Annotated in this window: 18 protein-coding genes; 13 read left to right on the top strand and 5 right to left on the bottom strand. The window is 41.4% G+C overall.

Annotated elements, in window-relative coordinates; all coding sequences use genetic code 11:
* Positions 1-49: 49 nt before the first annotated feature.
* Genes BMX50_RS24150 through porW form a run of 3 tightly spaced genes read right to left on the bottom strand, consistent with a single transcriptional unit; the run spans position 50 to position 5722 of the window.
* Positions 50-433, bottom strand: a complete 384-nt coding sequence (locus BMX50_RS24150; RefSeq protein WP_091215597.1) for a four helix bundle protein — start codon at positions 431-433, stop codon at positions 50-52.
* Between the two features lie 51 nt (positions 434-484).
* On the bottom strand, positions 485-2749 hold the full coding sequence (locus BMX50_RS24155) for a transglycosylase domain-containing protein (protein ID WP_208864788.1): 2265 nt from the start codon (positions 2747-2749) through the stop codon (positions 485-487).
* Between the two features lie 3 nt (positions 2750-2752).
* A complete protein-coding gene (gene porW, locus BMX50_RS24160) occupies positions 2753-5722 on the bottom strand; it encodes a type IX secretion system periplasmic lipoprotein PorW/SprE (RefSeq protein ID WP_091215600.1) in 2970 nt (989 codons plus the stop codon).
* 70 nt (positions 5723-5792) lie between these two features.
* Here porW and BMX50_RS24165 point away from each other — a divergent pair, with 70 nt between their 5' ends.
* From BMX50_RS24165 to BMX50_RS24215, 11 genes are all read left to right on the top strand, one after another.
* Positions 5793-6023 (top strand): AtpZ/AtpI family protein, encoded by a 231-nt coding sequence (locus tag BMX50_RS24165; RefSeq protein ID WP_244281091.1) that lies wholly within the window; start codon positions 5793-5795, stop codon positions 6021-6023.
* On the top strand, positions 6020-6406 hold the full coding sequence (locus BMX50_RS24170; RefSeq protein WP_091215610.1) for a hypothetical protein: 387 nt from the start codon (positions 6020-6022) through the stop codon (positions 6404-6406). The genes BMX50_RS24165 and BMX50_RS24170 overlap by 4 nt, the downstream gene beginning before the upstream one ends.
* A gap of 32 nt (positions 6407-6438) precedes the next feature.
* Positions 6439-7503, top strand: coding sequence for a F0F1 ATP synthase subunit A (gene atpB, locus BMX50_RS24175; RefSeq protein WP_317040905.1), 1065 nt, complete (start codon positions 6439-6441; stop codon positions 7501-7503).
* Positions 7504-7550: 47 nt separating this feature from the next.
* The gene (atpE, locus tag BMX50_RS24180; RefSeq protein ID WP_090530334.1) at positions 7551-7760 is read left to right on the top strand and encodes an ATP synthase F0 subunit C; all 210 of its coding nucleotides are present in this window, start codon (positions 7551-7553) and stop codon (positions 7758-7760) included.
* Positions 7761-7873: 113 nt separating this feature from the next.
* Positions 7874-8365 carry a F0F1 ATP synthase subunit B gene (atpF, locus tag BMX50_RS24185; protein ID WP_091215619.1) on the top strand — a complete coding sequence of 164 codons (492 nt, stop codon included), beginning with the start codon at positions 7874-7876 and terminating at the stop codon, positions 8363-8365.
* Positions 8366-8478: 113 nt separating this feature from the next.
* Positions 8479-9021, top strand: coding sequence for an ATP synthase F1 subunit delta (gene atpH, locus BMX50_RS24190; RefSeq protein ID WP_091215624.1), 543 nt, complete (start codon positions 8479-8481; stop codon positions 9019-9021).
* Between the two features lie 43 nt (positions 9022-9064).
* Entirely contained in the window at positions 9065-10639 is a 1575-nt protein-coding gene (atpA, locus tag BMX50_RS24195) for a F0F1 ATP synthase subunit alpha (RefSeq protein ID WP_091215628.1), read from the top strand.
* A gap of 127 nt (positions 10640-10766) precedes the next feature.
* Positions 10767-11654 carry an ATP synthase F1 subunit gamma gene (atpG, locus tag BMX50_RS24200; RefSeq protein ID WP_091215631.1) on the top strand — a complete coding sequence of 296 codons (888 nt, stop codon included), beginning with the start codon at positions 10767-10769 and terminating at the stop codon, positions 11652-11654.
* A 125-nt stretch (positions 11655-11779) separates the two neighbouring features.
* Complete coding sequence (locus tag BMX50_RS24205; protein WP_091215635.1) at positions 11780-12220, top strand: hypothetical protein; 441 nt, start codon at positions 11780-11782, stop codon at positions 12218-12220.
* A gap of 55 nt (positions 12221-12275) precedes the next feature.
* Positions 12276-12881: an REP-associated tyrosine transposase gene (locus BMX50_RS24210; protein ID WP_244281092.1), complete on the top strand. Its 606-nt coding sequence runs from the start codon at positions 12276-12278 to the stop codon at positions 12879-12881.
* Between the two features lie 223 nt (positions 12882-13104).
* A complete protein-coding gene (locus BMX50_RS24215) occupies positions 13105-13695 on the top strand; it encodes a hypothetical protein (protein WP_091215641.1) in 591 nt (196 codons plus the stop codon).
* Between the two features lie 92 nt (positions 13696-13787).
* Here BMX50_RS24215 and BMX50_RS24220 read toward each other — a convergent pair whose 3' ends face one another.
* Complete coding sequence (locus BMX50_RS24220; protein ID WP_091215644.1) at positions 13788-14294, bottom strand: hypothetical protein; 507 nt, start codon at positions 14292-14294, stop codon at positions 13788-13790.
* A gap of 321 nt (positions 14295-14615) precedes the next feature.
* On the opposite strand from BMX50_RS24220, the gene BMX50_RS24225 reads away from it, so the two are divergent.
* Both BMX50_RS24225 and BMX50_RS24230 read left to right on the top strand, forming a co-directional pair.
* Positions 14616-15506 carry a DUF4349 domain-containing protein gene (locus BMX50_RS24225; RefSeq protein ID WP_091215647.1) on the top strand — a complete coding sequence of 297 codons (891 nt, stop codon included), beginning with the start codon at positions 14616-14618 and terminating at the stop codon, positions 15504-15506.
* 61 nt (positions 15507-15567) lie between these two features.
* Positions 15568-15765, top strand: a complete 198-nt coding sequence (locus BMX50_RS24230) for a hypothetical protein (protein ID WP_090530314.1) — start codon at positions 15568-15570, stop codon at positions 15763-15765.
* A 67-nt stretch (positions 15766-15832) separates the two neighbouring features.
* Here BMX50_RS24230 and gldB read toward each other — a convergent pair whose 3' ends face one another.
* The gene (gene gldB / locus BMX50_RS24235) at positions 15833-16870 is read right to left on the bottom strand and encodes a gliding motility lipoprotein GldB (RefSeq protein WP_091215651.1); all 1038 of its coding nucleotides are present in this window, start codon (positions 16868-16870) and stop codon (positions 15833-15835) included.
* Between the last annotated feature and the right edge of the window lie 117 nt (positions 16871-16987).

Here is a 16987-nt window from a genome sequence, read left to right on the forward strand (position 1 = left end):
TGCTTGGTGATTGTCCCCCGCTTTACCAATAAATGCAGTTTATCGTTTATTACTCTCCCTTGTCATTTCCGTTCCGCTTGCCAATGAATTTAAGGTACGCATTTAATTTAATATGAATGACCTGGAGCTTTTCAAACAGATCGTTGAATTGCTCCTCAGTTATTAGGTTTCTTTTCTTCGACTTTTGCAGCCAGCCTTTTGTTTCCAAAATTGAACCACGGCTAAAGTAACAGAAATTGCGATTTTCTTTATAGTGGTACCTTCCATAGCCTTCCGCGATATTCGCACTGATAGAATCAGCTGAACGGACTATTTGTTTTCCAACAGTATCCTTGGTAAAATAGTCCCATCCACTTACAAGAAACCAAATTTCGTCGCTGAAACTATCAGCCAATCTGTATACTTCTAAGTCTTCGAGCGTGTGATGACTCATGCTATTGAACTATTTACCAATGAACTAATGAACAAGTGAACCAATGAACTATCAGAATCCCAATTTCTTATCTACATCAGTAGTTCCTTGTTGCTGCTGATTATAAGCTCCGCAATCCAGTATGATGCTTACACCGTTTGCAGGAGCATCAAAATCAACATTCTTTTTAATTCCTAAAGCTGCATTGGCGTATACCTTTTTCATATACATGGCAAATATCGGCAGTGCGCTGTTGGCACCTTCGCCCAGACGGGTGCTTTGGAAGGCGATATCACGATCTTCACAACCTGTCCACAAGCCGGTAACCAGTTGTGGAGTTATGCCGATGAACCAACCGTCGGAGTTATTTTGGGTTGTACCTGTTTTGCCGCCGATAGGGTTACGTAAGCCGTATTTGTAGGCTAACCTTGAGCCGGTACCATCTTCAATAACACCTTTAAGCATGTAGGTCATTACATAAGCTGTTTGCGGGTTCATTGCTTGTACCACACGTGGAGTATGCGTATACAATACGTTACCGTTTTTATCCTCGATGCGTAAGATATAAGTAGGCTCTGTCCACAAACCGTGGTTGGCGAAGGCCGAGTAAGCGGCCGTCATCTCAAAAACTGAAGCATCAAACGTGCCCAAACATATTGAAGGATAAGGCGGAACATTAGTTGTGATACCCATTTTTTTGATCAGCTCAACAACAGGTTCTGGTTTAACTTCGCCCATAACATGAGCCGTAACCCAGTTTTGCGAATGTGCTAAAGCCTGTCTTAAAGTAATGAAGCCCTGTAAAGTTTCGGATGGCGAGGAGCGCGGGCACCATGGGGCACCATAACCACGGATAGTATCCGGAACGTTATTGATCTTCATACACGGCGAGTAGCCATTGTCAATAGCCACGGCATAAGTAAACGGTTTGGCTGTCGAACCTACCTGGCGTGTGCCGTTCTTAACCTGGTCATACTTAAAGTGCTCGAAGTTCGTACCGCCAACCCATGCTTTGACATAGCCTGTTGTTGGGTCCATACTCATGAGGGCATTACGCAGCAGCATTTTACTATAAATGATACTGTCGATAGGACGCATCATGGTATCGATATTGCCATGCCATGTAAACAGGTTAAGCATAGTTTTGGTCTGGAAGTTTTCCTGAATCTCTTCGTCAGATTTTTCCTGTTGTTTCAGTTGCTTGTACCTGTCGGATTTTTGCATGCCCTGATCAAGCAAAAACTTAAAGTTATGGATGCTTTTGTACAGGTTACGGCCGCGCCAGTGGTCATTAAACTGGGCCTGCAGGTCTTTCATGTAATCGCGCTGTGCATCCTCTGCATATTGCTGCATGGTAGCATCAATAGTAGTATATATTTTTAAGCCGTCGCGGTCAAGATCATAAGGAGTGCCATCCGGGCGGTTAATGTTCTGCTCTTTGAAGATTTTTTGTACCTCTTTTTTCAATACAGAACGGAAGTAAGGGGCAAGACCGTCAAAGTGATTATTCTGGTGGAAATCAAGGCCAAGAGGTTTGCGTTTATATTCTTCGGCCTGACCCTCACTCAGAAAACTTTGCTCAACCATGCGGTTCAGTACCAGGTTACGCCTTTTGAGTGCGTTATCCGGGTGGCGGATGGGCGAATAAATGCCCGGGCCATTAACCATACCTATTAACAAAGCAGCCTGGTCGGGTGTTAATTTATCGGGTGTAGTGTTAAAATAAGTACGCGCTGCCGATTTGATACCATAAGTATTGTAAGCGCCGAAGTCAACCGTGTTGAGGTACATGGTCAGGATCTCTTCCTTGGTATAATGTCGTTCGAGCTTAACAGCTGTAACCCATTCCTGCAGTTTTTGAATGATCCGTTTAAAAGGATTGGCCGATCGTTCGGAGAAAAGGTTAAGTGCCAGCTGCTGTGTTATAGTACTGCCGCCCTGTTTTTGCCCTATAAGTAAATGCGCGAAAATGGTAAAGCTTCGGCCAAAGTCGATGCCCGAGTGGTCATAAAAGCGTTTATCTTCAGTGGCAACCAAAGCATTAATCACGTTGGGCGACAATTCGCGGTAGGTAACGTTTGACCTGTTTTGAATATAGTAAGTACCCAAAACCTGCTTATCAGATGAGATGATCTCTGTAGCCTGGTTGCTTTTTGGGTTTTCCAAATCGCGGAACGAAGGCAGCTGCCCAAATACATCAAAAATGGTAAGCGTTATCATGATAACCACAAAAGCAAAAAGGGCTATCACGGTACGCCATATGTACCAGTTGTATCTTCTTATATCGGCAGGCTGAAGTTGATTTTTCGAGTTAAACCTTGTATTAGTGGTTCTCATTTTTTAATAAAATTTCTGGTAGTAGTCAAAATAACTATCCAATATACTTTGGGTTGCTAATTTATCCAGATTTTCTTTGGTAATGATAAAAAAGCTGTATTTATCCCTTGGTACCTTCATTATATCAGGCAGCAGGGGCACAATGGTGCGGGCATAATCCTTTGCATCGGCAAGGCTGTAAAAACGGCCAACATATATCAGCTGGTTATTGTCACCAACGTTTTTAACGTGGTGAATAACTTCGCTGCGTGTATATCGTGTACGGTTAAACTGCCCTACACCAAAACGCGTTGACGCCAGATTAGTTGTACCACTGGCAACATTTATCACAAAGTAATAATTGCTGCTATCACGCTTGCTGAATATATAGTTAACAGCAGGCGCATTATTAATGGCGGCCGGGCGAACCGCGGCCACTGTATCTACTTGTTTTGGTACAGGCTGTGCAGCTATATCACGTGAGGTATCTGGCATTTGATGCTGCGGCAACGGGATTTGCCCTACTGCAAGCTGTTTGGGTTGTTGAATTGCAGCCTGCTGAATTTGTGGTGCCGATGTTTTAGCTCCCGCTATTACACGTGTATCGCGTTCTGGCAACCGCTCCTGGGGAGTCACGTTTTGAGCCGATGGCGTATATGGCGGGCGATACTCTGTTTGCTTTTGGTAGGCTACCGGTGGGGTAAACGGGATTTCGTTAGGATCGTCATTAAACAATACCACGGGGCGGGCGGCTATCTCGGTTTTGTTTGAATCGATATAAGCAAGATGCTGGTTAACCAGTGGGGCAATGAGTTTATCCTGCGGATATTTTGCGGCGATCAGTTGCAGATCGGCCTGAAACGGCGGCAGTTTTTCCATATGCCCGGCAGCAATGGTCTTAAGGTAATATAGTTGAGCTGCGTACCTGTTGTCGGGATATTTGTTAAGCAGGTCGTTAGCCTTTTCAATCACCTGGGTATATTGTTTTTGTGAGTATAGGTCGTAAACCTGGTTGTAAAATCCGTTAAATTCCGCGTCAACATCGGCCATTTTGCGGGCATAATCAGGATCGAGAATAACCTTGGCAAATATGCTTTCCGGATATTCTTTCAAAAGCCTGTTTTTATAATCGTTGGATTTTGCTGCATCGATATCAGCGTAAAGTCTGTACAGGTTATAATAAATTGAAGGCTTATCGCTGCTTTGAGGGAAACGGGTAAGCAAAGCTTCGTAAGTGGCAATGGCTTCCTTTTTATCCTCGAGCACGTCACGATAAAAATTAGCCATTTCAAAATAGGCATTATAGATCCTGAAATTTGATTGCTGCAGAAGGGCTGGGGTGAGGGGTAGGTTTTTAACCAGGTCCTGCCGGTAAGTACCTGCCGAAACATTTGTGTTATTGTAAGCTACACTACCCACAGGAGCATCCGGGTCATTAACCTGCGAACCAATACCCGCATTGGCTGTTGGTATACCTGTATTTGAACGCCGGCTGCGGCGCCAATTGTCCTCAAGCTTACGGGTGCCCCATAAACGTTTAAAATCGTTATATCCCTGGCTTACGGCGCTGTTGTTGTAAAAGTAAAAAGTGCTGCCGCTGTTTTTGCTGGAGGATGACGAATTATTGTTTCTGTCGAAAGCATTTGACATTGTGCCATTATTGGCGTTGGCTGCGGCTCCTGCGCTGGCTTCTAATGCAGCCTGTTGCTGCTGACGTGTTTTGCGGGCCACCATTTCGTCTATTTTGGCATCGCGGACTTTCTCGTCCAAGGCGGCAAGCATTTGCAAAGTGTCCTCACGCGATATGGTTTCAAGCAAACGGGTAAGGATCTGCAGGTTATCGGCCTTTTTGCGGATGAGCTGATACCCCGGGTAATTTAACGACAGGTTATTAAGCGTACTATCATAATAAAGCCTGGCGCTTACATAATCTGCTTTGTTTTTAAAGTTGATATCGGCAATGCGCAGGTATGATAGTCCTTTTTGATTTTGATTTTTGGTGCTTACCCTTACCGATTTTTTGTAGCTCTTGAGGGCATTGTCAATTTCGCCGGCTTTGAATTGCTGTTCGCCGATCTGGTAATAGATCTGGTCGTAAAAATCAATATTGTCGCTGTTTTTAAGCAGGGCACGCAACAGGTCGATCTTGTTGACCTTAATACCATTTTGATTATCGCGGATCCTGATGCGGTTAAGGTTAGCATTAAAGGCCATTTCAAAACTGGCATTGCTTTTAACTATGCGGGTATAGCTTTCGTAAGCATCGGCCGGTTTTAGGTTAAGCTCCTGAAGTTGCCCCAGAATAAATGTCCAACGGAGTTTTAGATTACTGATATAACTATACTTAATTGCCAGTTTGGCCATCTCTTCGGCTTCGGCGTAATTTTGCGTGATGATATCATATTGAAGCTTGGTGGCATAAACATCGGCGGTAATATTTTTTTTAGGGTTGATATCCTGCACAGCCGAATCGATTACCAGCTTAGCCAAAGGTAGCTGGTTCAGGTACATGAGCCCGCGGGTTTTCCATACCAAAGCTTCCTGTTTCAGATTAGCTTGTTTCCCAAAAGAACGGGTTACATAATTGAAATATTCTACTGCATCAAAATAATTAGCTTCCAAATACCTTGCTTTTCCCAACACCAAATAGGCGTCGCCCAAATAATGGCTTTGCTCTTTGATGCTGATGATCTTATTGGCTTTTACAATGGCTTCTTCCAGGTCTTTATCAGGAGTGCCTGTTTGTACAGTAGTATCGGGGTATATATTTAAAATTTCGTTATAGGCATCAGGGAAAGCTGTGGCATAGCTTTCCTGCTTAATCCTTAAAATTTCGTTAGCATTAAATAAGATGTTGTAGTGGGCAGTAAGGTTTTGCATGGTGCGGTTAAAGCCGCTTTGTTTTTCAAGCGAGCAACCGGCCGCTATCAATATAACTGCAAACAGAAAGAAAATGCTGGTGTTTGGTTTATAGGATGATGATAATCGCCTCAATGCAATACGGTAGTTTAAAAAGCATTGCTAAAATACTAAAGATTATGCAATAGGTTTAATAAATTTGCGCGTGCCTAAAAATGAACAAAATAATGACGATGAGGTTGGTAAACCGTTAAATGCTTATGCCAAATATAGCAGCATCGGTTTTCAGATGGTGGTTGTTATTGGCATTTTTACATTTGCCGGCTATAAAATTGATGAAGCCGGTAAGCACGACGTAAAATGGGCTACTGCTGCATTGGCTCTTATTGGGGTTTTCATCGCTTTGTTCATTGTTATCAGATCTGTTAAAAGTTGAAATTGCGTACTGTTATTTTATCGTTCCTGCTGTTTGCTGCTATTACAGCAATTCCTCCATTGTTGCTAAGCAAATCGGCCCACTCTGCCTGGCTTGATCCGCATTTCTGGATGATATTTGCTTTTGTAACCGGGCTTACATTTATCACCGTTACTTCGATACTTATAGTGACCAAAATCAACAAGGAAATATATGCGCAAACCTTCCTTGGTGCAACCATGATCAAGCTTTTGACCTGCATGTTTTTTTGCCTGTTTTTTTTGGTTAAAATCAAAGTAAATGGAGTGATATTTGTTGCCAATTTTTTTTACGTATATTTCTTTAATCTCGTCTTTGAAATTTACGGTTTGTTACGTACCTTGCGCAACCAAAAATTAAAGTAAAAATCTCTCTGCTAATGGATTTTAGGCATATTTTGAACTCAAAAAAAATCACCTTAGGCATCATTTTAAGCGTTTTTTCGCTGTTTGTAACGTTAAAAGCTAACGCCGTACAGGAAAAAAATGAGTCTTCAACAAGTGTTGAAAGTAAAGAAACCAAAAAGTTTGACCCTAACGAAACTATCCTCGAACACATTGCAGATTCGCATTATTTCCACATTGGTGGAAAGGTTGCGATACCTCTGCCGGTATTGCTTTATACCGACGGTGGGCTGGAGTTTTTTATGGCTTCGAAGTTTGGCGCGGAAGGCGAAGAAGCTTATCAGGGTAAGTATCATACATACGCGCTTGTTAAGGATAAGGTAAAAGCTGTTGCTGCCGATGGTAAAACCGTTGACGAAAGCGCTAAGGTGTTTGATTTATCAATTACCCGTAACGTGTTTTCAATGTGGATGTCGGTAGTATTGCTGTTTGTTATATTTGTTAGCGTTGCTGCTTCATATAAAAAACGGGTAGGTAAAGCACCTAAAGGTTTACAATCATTATTGGAGCCGCTTATCCTGTTTGTTCGTGATGAGGTTGCGTTGCCAAATATTGGTTATAAGTATGCTAAGTTTATGCCGCTGCTGTTAACCGTTTTCTTTTTCATCCTGATCAATAACCTGATCGGTATGGTGCCGTTTTTCCCGGGAGGTTCTAACCTTACCGGTAACATTGCGTTTACTATAGTGCTTGCGACTGTTACCCTTATCGTTGTTAATGTTAATGGTAACAAGTACTACTGGAAGCACATCTTTGTTCCTGATGTTCCGTTTTGGCTATACCCTATCATGTGGGTAGTAGAGATCGTTGGTATTTTTTCAAAGCCCTTTGCATTAATGGTGCGTTTGTTTGCAAACATGATGGCGGGACACGTTATTATATTGGCACTGATCTCGCTGATCTTTATATTTCAAACACTTTGGATATCACCGGTATCAGTGGCCTTTGCTTTGTTTATCGATGTGCTTGAATTGCTGGTAGCTTTCTTACAGGCTTTCATTTTCACAATGCTTACCGCATTATTTATCGGTAGTGCTGTTGAGGAGCATCATCATTAATAATTTGTAATTAATAATAACACTATATTCATTTAAATTTAAAAACAATGGTTGGAAGTATTGCTGCATTAGGTGCAGGTTTAGCAGTTATCGGTGCAGGTATTGGTATCGGTCAAATCGGTGGTAAAGCGATGGAAGGTATCTCTCGTCAGCCGGAAGCTGCTTCAAAAATTCAAACTGCCATGATCATCGCTGCTGCACTTGTTGAAGGTGTTGCTCTTTTCGGTGTGATCGTAGCACTGTTGGGTAACCACTAATTTTTACCCTTCAAAAAAATAAGAACCGGGCGGTGTAACGGTTGGTTGCACACCGGTTCTTACTTGAAAAGTAATTTAATCGAACTATAGTATAACGTTATCATATAAAATAAATGGAGTTAATATTGCCTGATTGGGGTTTGGTTGTCTGGACAACGGTAACCTTTTTATTGTTACTTATTTTATTGAAGGCATTTGCCTGGAAACCTATCATGGCCGCTATTGGCGAGCGTGAACGTTCAATTGAAGATGCTTTATCGAAAGCTGAGGCTGCTAAGGACGAAATGAGCCGTTTGACCAATGAAAACGAATTATTGATCAAGCAAGCCCGTGCCGAGCGCGACCTGATCCTGTCTGAAGCACGTAAAGCTAAAGAGCAAATTGTATCTGACGCTAAAGAGCTTGCACACAAAGAAGGCGCACGTATGATTGAACTTGCCCGTGTTGAAATTAACAACCAAAAAGCAATAGCTTTAGCCGATGTTAAAAATCAGGTTGCTACATTATCTTTAGAGATCGCTGAAAAGATCCTTCGTAAACAATTTGAAGATCAGCAACAGCAAAACGAATTGGTTAGCCAATTATTGAAAGAAGTTAAATTATAAGACTTCGGATTTGGGATGTTGGATTTCGGATTTGCTCCGGTATTCGCTGACCAGTTTAAATACCGAAGTTGAAAATAAAAATTCCGAAACCGAAAATTCGAAATTAAAAAGAAATGTCAGAAGTAACAGTAGCATCGAGATACGCCAAATCACTTATCGACCTTGCGCAGGAACAAAATATTGTTGATGCGATAAAGGCTGATATGGATCTTTTTTTACATACTTTAAAAGGAAGTTCTGAACTGGCCGCTGTTTTGGCTAACCCTATTATTTCACAAGCTAAAAAGATCAATGTTCTTGAAGCTGTGTTTGGCGGTAAGGTAAATAAAGTCAGCATCATGTTCTTTAAGCTGATGATTAACAAAGGCCGTGGCGAGGTTTTGTATTTTACTGCCCAGGAGTATATCAACCTTTTCAATATTAAAAGGAATATCACCAAGGCTAAAGTTACATCGGCTACAGCACTATCTGATGCAAACAAAAAAACACTGGTAGACGAACTGCAAAAAGCAATAGGTGGTACAGTGGTATTGGATACCAAAACCGATCCATCGCTGATTGGCGGATTTGTGCTTAACGTAGGCGACAGGCAGGTTGATACCAGCATTGCTGCAAGCCTTAAGAAGATGAAAAAAGAATTTGCTGCAAAAGCATAATTAATTAAGTATTAAAAGTAAAACTCTAAATAAATTTTAAACAATGGTAGAGGTAAGACCAGACGAAGTATCAGCAATTTTGCGTCAGCAGTTGGCCGGCTTCAAGTCAGAATCTGAATTAGAAGAAGTGGGTACTGTACTCCAGGTGGGTGACGGTATCGCACGCGTTTATGGATTAACTAAAGTACAGTCGGGCGAGTTGGTTGAATTTGGCACTGGATTGCAAGGCATCGTACTTAACCTTGAAGAAGATAACGTGGGTGTGGTATTGTTAGGTAAATCTGATGATATTAAAGAAGGTGATACCGTTAAACGTACCAACAGAATTGCATCAATCAACGTAGGCGAAGGCATGCTTGGCCGTGTTGTTGATACCTTAGGTGCGCCTATTGATGGTAAAGGCCCAATCACCGGCCAAACTTACGAGATGCCGCTTGAGCGTAAAGCTCCTGGTGTAATCTACCGTCAGCCGGTAACCGAGCCATTACAAACCGGTATCAAAGCTATCGACGCGATGATCCCTATCGGCCGTGGCCAGCGTGAGTTGGTTATCGGTGACCGTCAAACCGGTAAAACAGCGGTTTGTATCGATACCATCATTAACCAAAAAGAATTTTACGATGCAGGTAAACCTGTAATCTGTATATATGTAGCTTGCGGACAAAAAGCATCAACTGTTGCTAACATCGTTCGTACGCTTGAAGAGAACGGCGCTATGCCTTACTCTATCATAGTTGCTGCCAACGCTTCAGATTCTGCTACCATGCAGTTCTTTGCTCCGTTTGCAGGTGCAGCTATTGGCGAGTACTTCCGTGATACAGGCCGTCCGGCTTTGATCATCTATGACGACTTGTCAAAACAAGCTGTTGCTTACCGTGAGGTTTCATTGTTGTTACGTCGTCCACCGGGCCGCGAGGCTTACCCTGGTGACGTATTTTACCTGCACAGCCGTTTATTAGAGCGTGCCGCTAAAATCAACTCAAATGATTCTATCGCACAACAAATGAACGACCTTCCTGAGTCAATCAGGGGCATCGTTAAGGGTGGTGGTTCATTAACAGCGCTACCGATCATTGAAACACAAGCTGGTGACGTATCTGCATACATCCCAACCAACGTAATCTCTATTACTGACGGTCAGATCTTCCTTGAGTCGAACTTGTTCAACGCAGGTGTTCGTCCGGCTATCAACGTAGGTATCTCTGTATCACGTGTAGGTGGTAACGCGCAGATCAAATCAATGAAGAAAGTTGCCGGTACTTTGAAGCTTGACCAGGCACAGTTCCGTGAGCTTGAGGCTTTCTCAAAATTCGGTTCTGACCTTGACGCTTCAACCAAAAACGTGTTGGACAAAGGTATCCGTAACGTAGAGATCCTGAAACAAGGTCAATACTCTCCGGTAACTGTTGAAAAACAAGTTGCTATTATTTACTTAGGTACTAAAAACTTAATGCGTAACGTACCGGTAAATAAAGTAAGGGAGTTCGAAACCGAATTTACCGATCAGTTAGAAGCCCGTCACCCGGAAGTTTTAGCTGCCCTTAAAGCAGGTAAATTTGACGACCAGCTTACCGGCGTACTGGAAACAGTAGCTAAAGAACTGTCAGCAAGGTATTAATTTTAGATTTGCGGATATGCAAATGTGCATGTTAAAGATGCACGCAATGTATATCCGCACTTAAATAAAACTGCACATTTGCACATCTGCATATCTGCACATTAGAAAAATTTGCACATCGTAAAGAATGGCTAATTTAAAAGAAGTAAGAAACAGGATCAAATCTGTATCATCAACCCAGCAGATCACCAAGGCTATGAAAATGGTTTCGGCTGCTAAGTTGAAACGTGCTACCAACGCTATTATCCAGCTGCGTCCTTACGCAAGTAAGTTGAAAGATCTGCTGGCTAACTTATCTGCAAGTTTGGAGGATAACACTTCTCCATACCTTCAGGAGCGTGAGCCGGTACGTGTATTGGTAGTTGTAGTATCATCAAACCGTGGTTTGGCCGGTGCTTTCAACACTAACGTTATTAAAACAGCTAACAACCTGATTGCTGAAAAATATTCAAAGCAGCTTGCTGCCGGTAATGTTTCAATAGTTGCTATCGGAAAAAAAAGTCAGGAGTTTTATCAAAGGCGTAAATACAACGTAATTGGTAACAATAACGACCTGTACCTTGACCTTAACTTTGAAAATACTTCAAAAATTACAGAAAGTATTATGAAGGGCTTTGTTAACGGTGATTATGACCGTGTGGAGCTTGTTTATAACCATTTCCGTAACGCGGCTGTACAATACCTTGTTGCCGAGCAATTATTGCCTGTGCCAAAACCTGAAAAGAAGGAAGAAGTAAAGACAGCTAATGTTGATTACATCCTTGAGCCATCACAACAGGAAATTGTTGAGCAATTGATCCCTAAAAATATCAAGATCCAACTGTACCGTGCTGTATTGGATTCAAACGCATCTGAACACGGTGCACGTATGACAGCGATGGATAAAGCAACCGAAAATGCCGGCGAACTTTTGAAATCATTAAAACTTTCATACAACCAGGCCCGTCAGGCAGCTATCACTACCGAGCTTACCGAGATCGTGAGTGGTGCGGCAGCCCTTTCAGGCGGCAACTAAGTTTAAAATACTTTTATATAAGAAAAGGCTTTCCGAAAGGAGAGCCTTTTTTTGTTGAATTACTTTATGAACTTCGACTGGCGGAGGCTAAATTAGATAACGATTTTATTATAAAATCAAAGATTATGGCAATAGGGTATTCAAGTGTGATTTTTAAATCTTATAAATCGTCTTTCGATGATTTTTTAGATGCAGTTTCCACTGAATTTATTTTGTTTGGAGTAAATGCAACGGTTTTAACTGTAGACGACGACGGCGAAAATGTGGCTTTAGAACGAAATGATGTTATAAACATATATAGCGAACGAAGAAATGTGACTGTCATCTTTAGAAATGCCGATGAAAACGCTATTGCCTGTACGATAAAGGATGTGGGTGGATTTATAGAGGAAAGTTATTCGATGGATCAACTATTTAGTTCTGAGGAAGAGGAGCAATTATTCCAATTTACACAAAAGCGATACGAATCTCTTAGGGCTGCTAAAGTTGGGATTGGGTTTATATTTGATGTTGAAGGATATAGTGAGGATTATATAAAGATAGCCTATAACGCTTGGGGAAATTAAGCTTGCAAAGCTGATAACTGGTCGAAGTTTAGCGTTAGCGTAACTTCGTCCTGAAATGAAGCAAGCATTCTGCTTGCGAAACCAATTACCTGAATCTATATTCGTATCAATGGGCCGCAAATATACTTTTCACGAACACGATCAACTTTATTTTGTAAGCTTTGCCACGGTAAACTGGATAGACGTTTTTGTGCGGAGGATTTACTGTGATATAGTAGTCGACAGCCTTAAGTATTGTATAGAAAATAAAGGGTTGGAATTGTACGCATGGTGTATCATGTCGAGCCATGTGCATTTGATCATCAGTACCGAAAAAGGTAACTTATCAGATATCTTACGTGATTTGAAAAGGCATACGTCCAAAACAGTTTTAAAAGCTATTGCTGAAAATATACAGGAAAGCAGGCGCGAATGGTTATTATGGATGTTCGAGCGGGCCGGGAAACGTAATATAAACAACGAACAATACCAGTTTTGGCAGCAAAATAATCATCCAATAGAATTAGCAACCCATCAAATGTTGATACAACGATTAGATTATTTACACAATAACCCGGTTGAATCAGGAGCAGTAGATTATCCTCCAAATTACTTATACAGCAGCGCGAAGGATTATTATTTGGATGAAAATGGACTGTTGCCTGTTATTCGTTTAAGCTGAAAGCTTAAATCATTTTAGGACGAAGTTACGCTATCGCTAAACTTCGACCAGTGACGGGACTCGGGTAATATCCTAAAGCCCGCGTGAGCGTAACTTCTATCAGGCAGAGAAGTCATTTGTAACAATACATCCGAGATTTAATCTCATTGGCAGTTGTAAACCTCTTAGTCAAATGTTTAAGAAATATTCAGTTTTAATAGGAATAGTAATTTCCTCAATTTTAATGATGATTGCAATCTCGGTTTATCCTGGCGGATCAATGTATAATGAATATGCTACGGGCTTTGACTGGCAAAGAAATTTTATCAGCAACCTGTTTGCAACAAGGGCCTTAAACGGTGCCGAAAATGCTTCTAAAATCTGGGCCTATGCGGGAATGTTTCTATTCCCATTGAGTTATGCATTGTTTTTCGTTAACATGTCGAAGAAATTACCCGACAAAAATGCCGCTTATATTATAAAATATACGGGGATAGCTAATGTACTGTTTACATTTTTAACCATAACGCGCTGGCACGACTTAATGTTGATTATATCTACCAGCTTGTTTTGGACTTGTTTGTTTATCATCACAATTTTCATCCTAAAGACAAAACTTCATTTATTTAAGGTCCTCTGCGTAGTTAGCCTTTTGATTTTTTATTACAGTGTATACTTATGGGGCATAAGTGACTGGAATTTACTACCAATAACGCAAAAGATCAACTTCGCTACTTCAACATTACTGATTTTAGGGTTAGAGTATTTTACCAAAAAGGAAGATTTTGCTCATATCAAAGCCAGGAGATATAAAGAATTAGCAAAAAACAACTAACACGAGTTGTTGTCGAAAAACTTGTTAATATTTTTTGCAGGCGGGCGTGGGATAAAAGATTAGCTTATGGTGTTTCAACCCGCAAGAACTTTTTACATCACAATAAGGTCAACGTCGGCGTTAATTTCGTTTGTAGGGGTAACCTTATCCCAGATATGCATTTTTACATGATAACTTTGCCCCGAAGCCATTGGGCTGCCAACAGTAATTGTTCCTTGCAGTTGCGCCGCCTGTGCCGGTGCATAGCCTTCTGTGTTTTCAAATAGGTCGGCGGCGTTCAGCAAGGTTTTGCCGTTTTTATCGGTAACTAATAATGACAGGCCCGGATAGGCTTTGCCGTCCTTTAATCCGTAATGCTCAACGCCAAGCGCGGCTATAGCAATTTTTGTGTTAAGCTGTACTTTATTACTATTTATTTTCTTACCGCCTGCGTCTAACAATATTGCATCCTGAACACCAAATCCTTTATAGCTGATTTTTAAACCGGTTATAAGATCTGTTTTAACCCCTCTGCTAAAGTTACAACCTGCCAGTATGATACAGCATAGTATTATTAGTGCTGCTAAAAATGGAATAGGATATATTTTTGAAGTTTTCATGGTTCAGGATTTCGGCTTTAAGGCGCTTTGTTTGTATTTACAAATAAACGAAAATAGCGAATAGATCTACTTATAATTTGTTCCAATTTCTTTCGATTTTGTTGCATGCGGAATTGTCTGAACGGGGATTTGGGAGATTGACGGGATTTCAAGGTCTGAGATATTTTTTACATTGATCAAAAATCCGGGAATCAAAATAATCCCAGAAATCCCGGTTCAGAAAAATCAGCGAAATCAACGCAATCATAACAAAAATCAACGGTCAGGGTTACCTCTTGCCACTCCGCGGTATCAATGTATACCAAAGAAAATTAAACAGTTATGAAAGCAAAATTATTCCTGGCGTTGCTGGCGGGCGTGTTGCTGCTGGGCGCTTGTGGCCGTAGTTCAAAGTACGAACCCTTAAGAGAAGACAGAACTTCGGCAGCCGATACTGCGGCAGTTAGTGCGGATAGTACCAAGGTTGAAATAACGCCAACCAAACTGGTAAAAACTGCCGACATGCGGTTTAAGGTTAAAAATGTTCAGCAAACAGGCGATGCTATAGCCGCGCTCACGGCACGTGATGGCGGTATGGTGATACATCACCAAATGCAGGCCGATGTAGAACGGTCGGAAGACATCCGCGTGAGTAATGACTCGGTTAAGCGTGTCTCGGCGCTCAGAACCAATGCCGATATGACGGTTAAACTTCCTTCGGAGAAGCTTGAAAGCTTCATGACTGAAGTGGCACATATGGGTATGTATGTTACGCTGCGCAAAATGGATATTGAAGACCGAACGCTTGATTACCTTTCCGAGAAATTAAAACTCAAAAACCGGCAGGATTTGGTTGATCAGCAAAAGAAAGGTAAAGTGGTTATCAAAAATCCGGTGAATGTAATGCTGCTGAAAGATGATATGGTTGATCAGCAAATTGGCAATATGCGCACAGATGAAGCCGTAAAATACAGCATTGTTACCCTTAGCTTTTATCAAAGCAATTTTATCAATCAGGAAATGATAGCCAATGACGATCCTGCTGCCTATCAGTTACCTTTTGTTAACCGACTGGCTATCGCTTTAAATAATGGCTGGCAACTTTTTGTTGAACTGATTTTGGGCCTGGCTAACCTGTGGGTATTTATTACTTTAGGCATAGGTTTGTGGGCAATGTACCGTTATTACAAACGTAAACACCCAGCCTGGTTTGCCGGTGGCATAAAATCATAAAAACTTTATAGCTTTTTCGGTAAACATTTCTATTTTTGCGCAAACATTAAAAATAGGTACCATGGAATCAATGGAAAATGCTAACGCAGAAGGTCATTACAAATTATTAACTGTAGCTATTGTTATCGGTATAGTAGGCGTGTTCCTGCGTTTTGCCGGCGATGCCAATACGGGCTTCATGTTTACTTCTATATCAAATATTATTTTGATCATTGGTATCCTGATCGCTTTGAAATGCGTTTTCGCAATTATGAAGTAATAAACCTGTAACAGGGAAATGATATAAAAAAAGCGCTTTCGAAATGAAGGCGCTTTTTTTGTGCTTTTTATTTAGGGTGATAACCCGATTCATTCAATATTTTTTGGGCATCCTTGTCGGCCATGAGCTGGGGTAGGGTAACATCAGTATGTTTGTCCATGTATTTTTTCACTATTTGCCAGCCCGTCCAAACAGCAAGCTTAGGGGCCGATTCATTCTTTTCACCAAGCCCGGGGGTAAAAGGAGCTTCTGTAAGATATTTCTGGATTTTCTGATAATCCGTTTCGTACAGCAGGTTTTGCTCTAAAAAGTATCCCCAGATCTTGCTTTCAAACTCATTGCACCATTTTAGCTGTTCGGTGGTATAACGAATCTTGGTGCTATCGGCCACATCGGGCAATACGCTGTCCATAAAATACATGATTTTGCCGTTATAGATCATTTTATTAAGGAGTGCTTTATCATTGTCATTTTCCGGGAACATATCCTCACGTGCTATGCCTTCAACCACGCGCGGCGTAATATTATCCGGAGTGAACCATTTGGAAAGATAATGCGGGAAAGCATTGGTAAGCGAAGGGTAAAAGCGCGAATCGGCACCCAAAAAAAGATCTATCCCTACGCCAAAGTAACCATCGCCAATGGTAGTTTGCGCCTGGAAGCCCGAAATGTAAGCATACACCCTTGGCAGGTGCTTTTGCGGATAATAATATTTAATGTATTTAAATGCCTCGGTGAGGCTGGCGTTCTGCCTGTCCATATTAGGGAATGCAGCATCGGCATCATGTTTCAGGTCGTTATAGGCTTTGCCGGCAAATACCTCATGCAGGGCTTTAAAATAGGTGGTATCCCTGGTACTGCCAACCTGTAAAATTCGTTCAATAAAATCGGGGTAAAAACTGCCGTATTGTTTTTGAAGGTATGCGGCCTGCAAAGCCATAGGCTTATTGCGCATGGCGTCAAAATCATGATCAAACCGCTCAATTTTAACATCAACGTTGATATTGCTTACGTCAATTTTTTTGTTGTGCGTACAGGCGCTTAATATCAGGCCGATGGAAAAAATTAAGTAAATTTGCTTTGCTATATACCGGGTAGGGTTCATCTTTATCCTTTAAGGCAAAAGTAATTTTATTTGCACAATGTTGCTACTATTGTTAAGTCAATAGTAGGTAGCCCTAAGTCGAAAGTCGTATTTTTTGATTTTGGACTAAAGACTAAA

The sequence above is a fragment of the Mucilaginibacter gossypiicola genome, assembly GCF_900110105.1.
Taxonomy (GTDB): Bacteria; Bacteroidota; Bacteroidia; order Sphingobacteriales; family Sphingobacteriaceae; genus Mucilaginibacter; species Mucilaginibacter gossypiicola.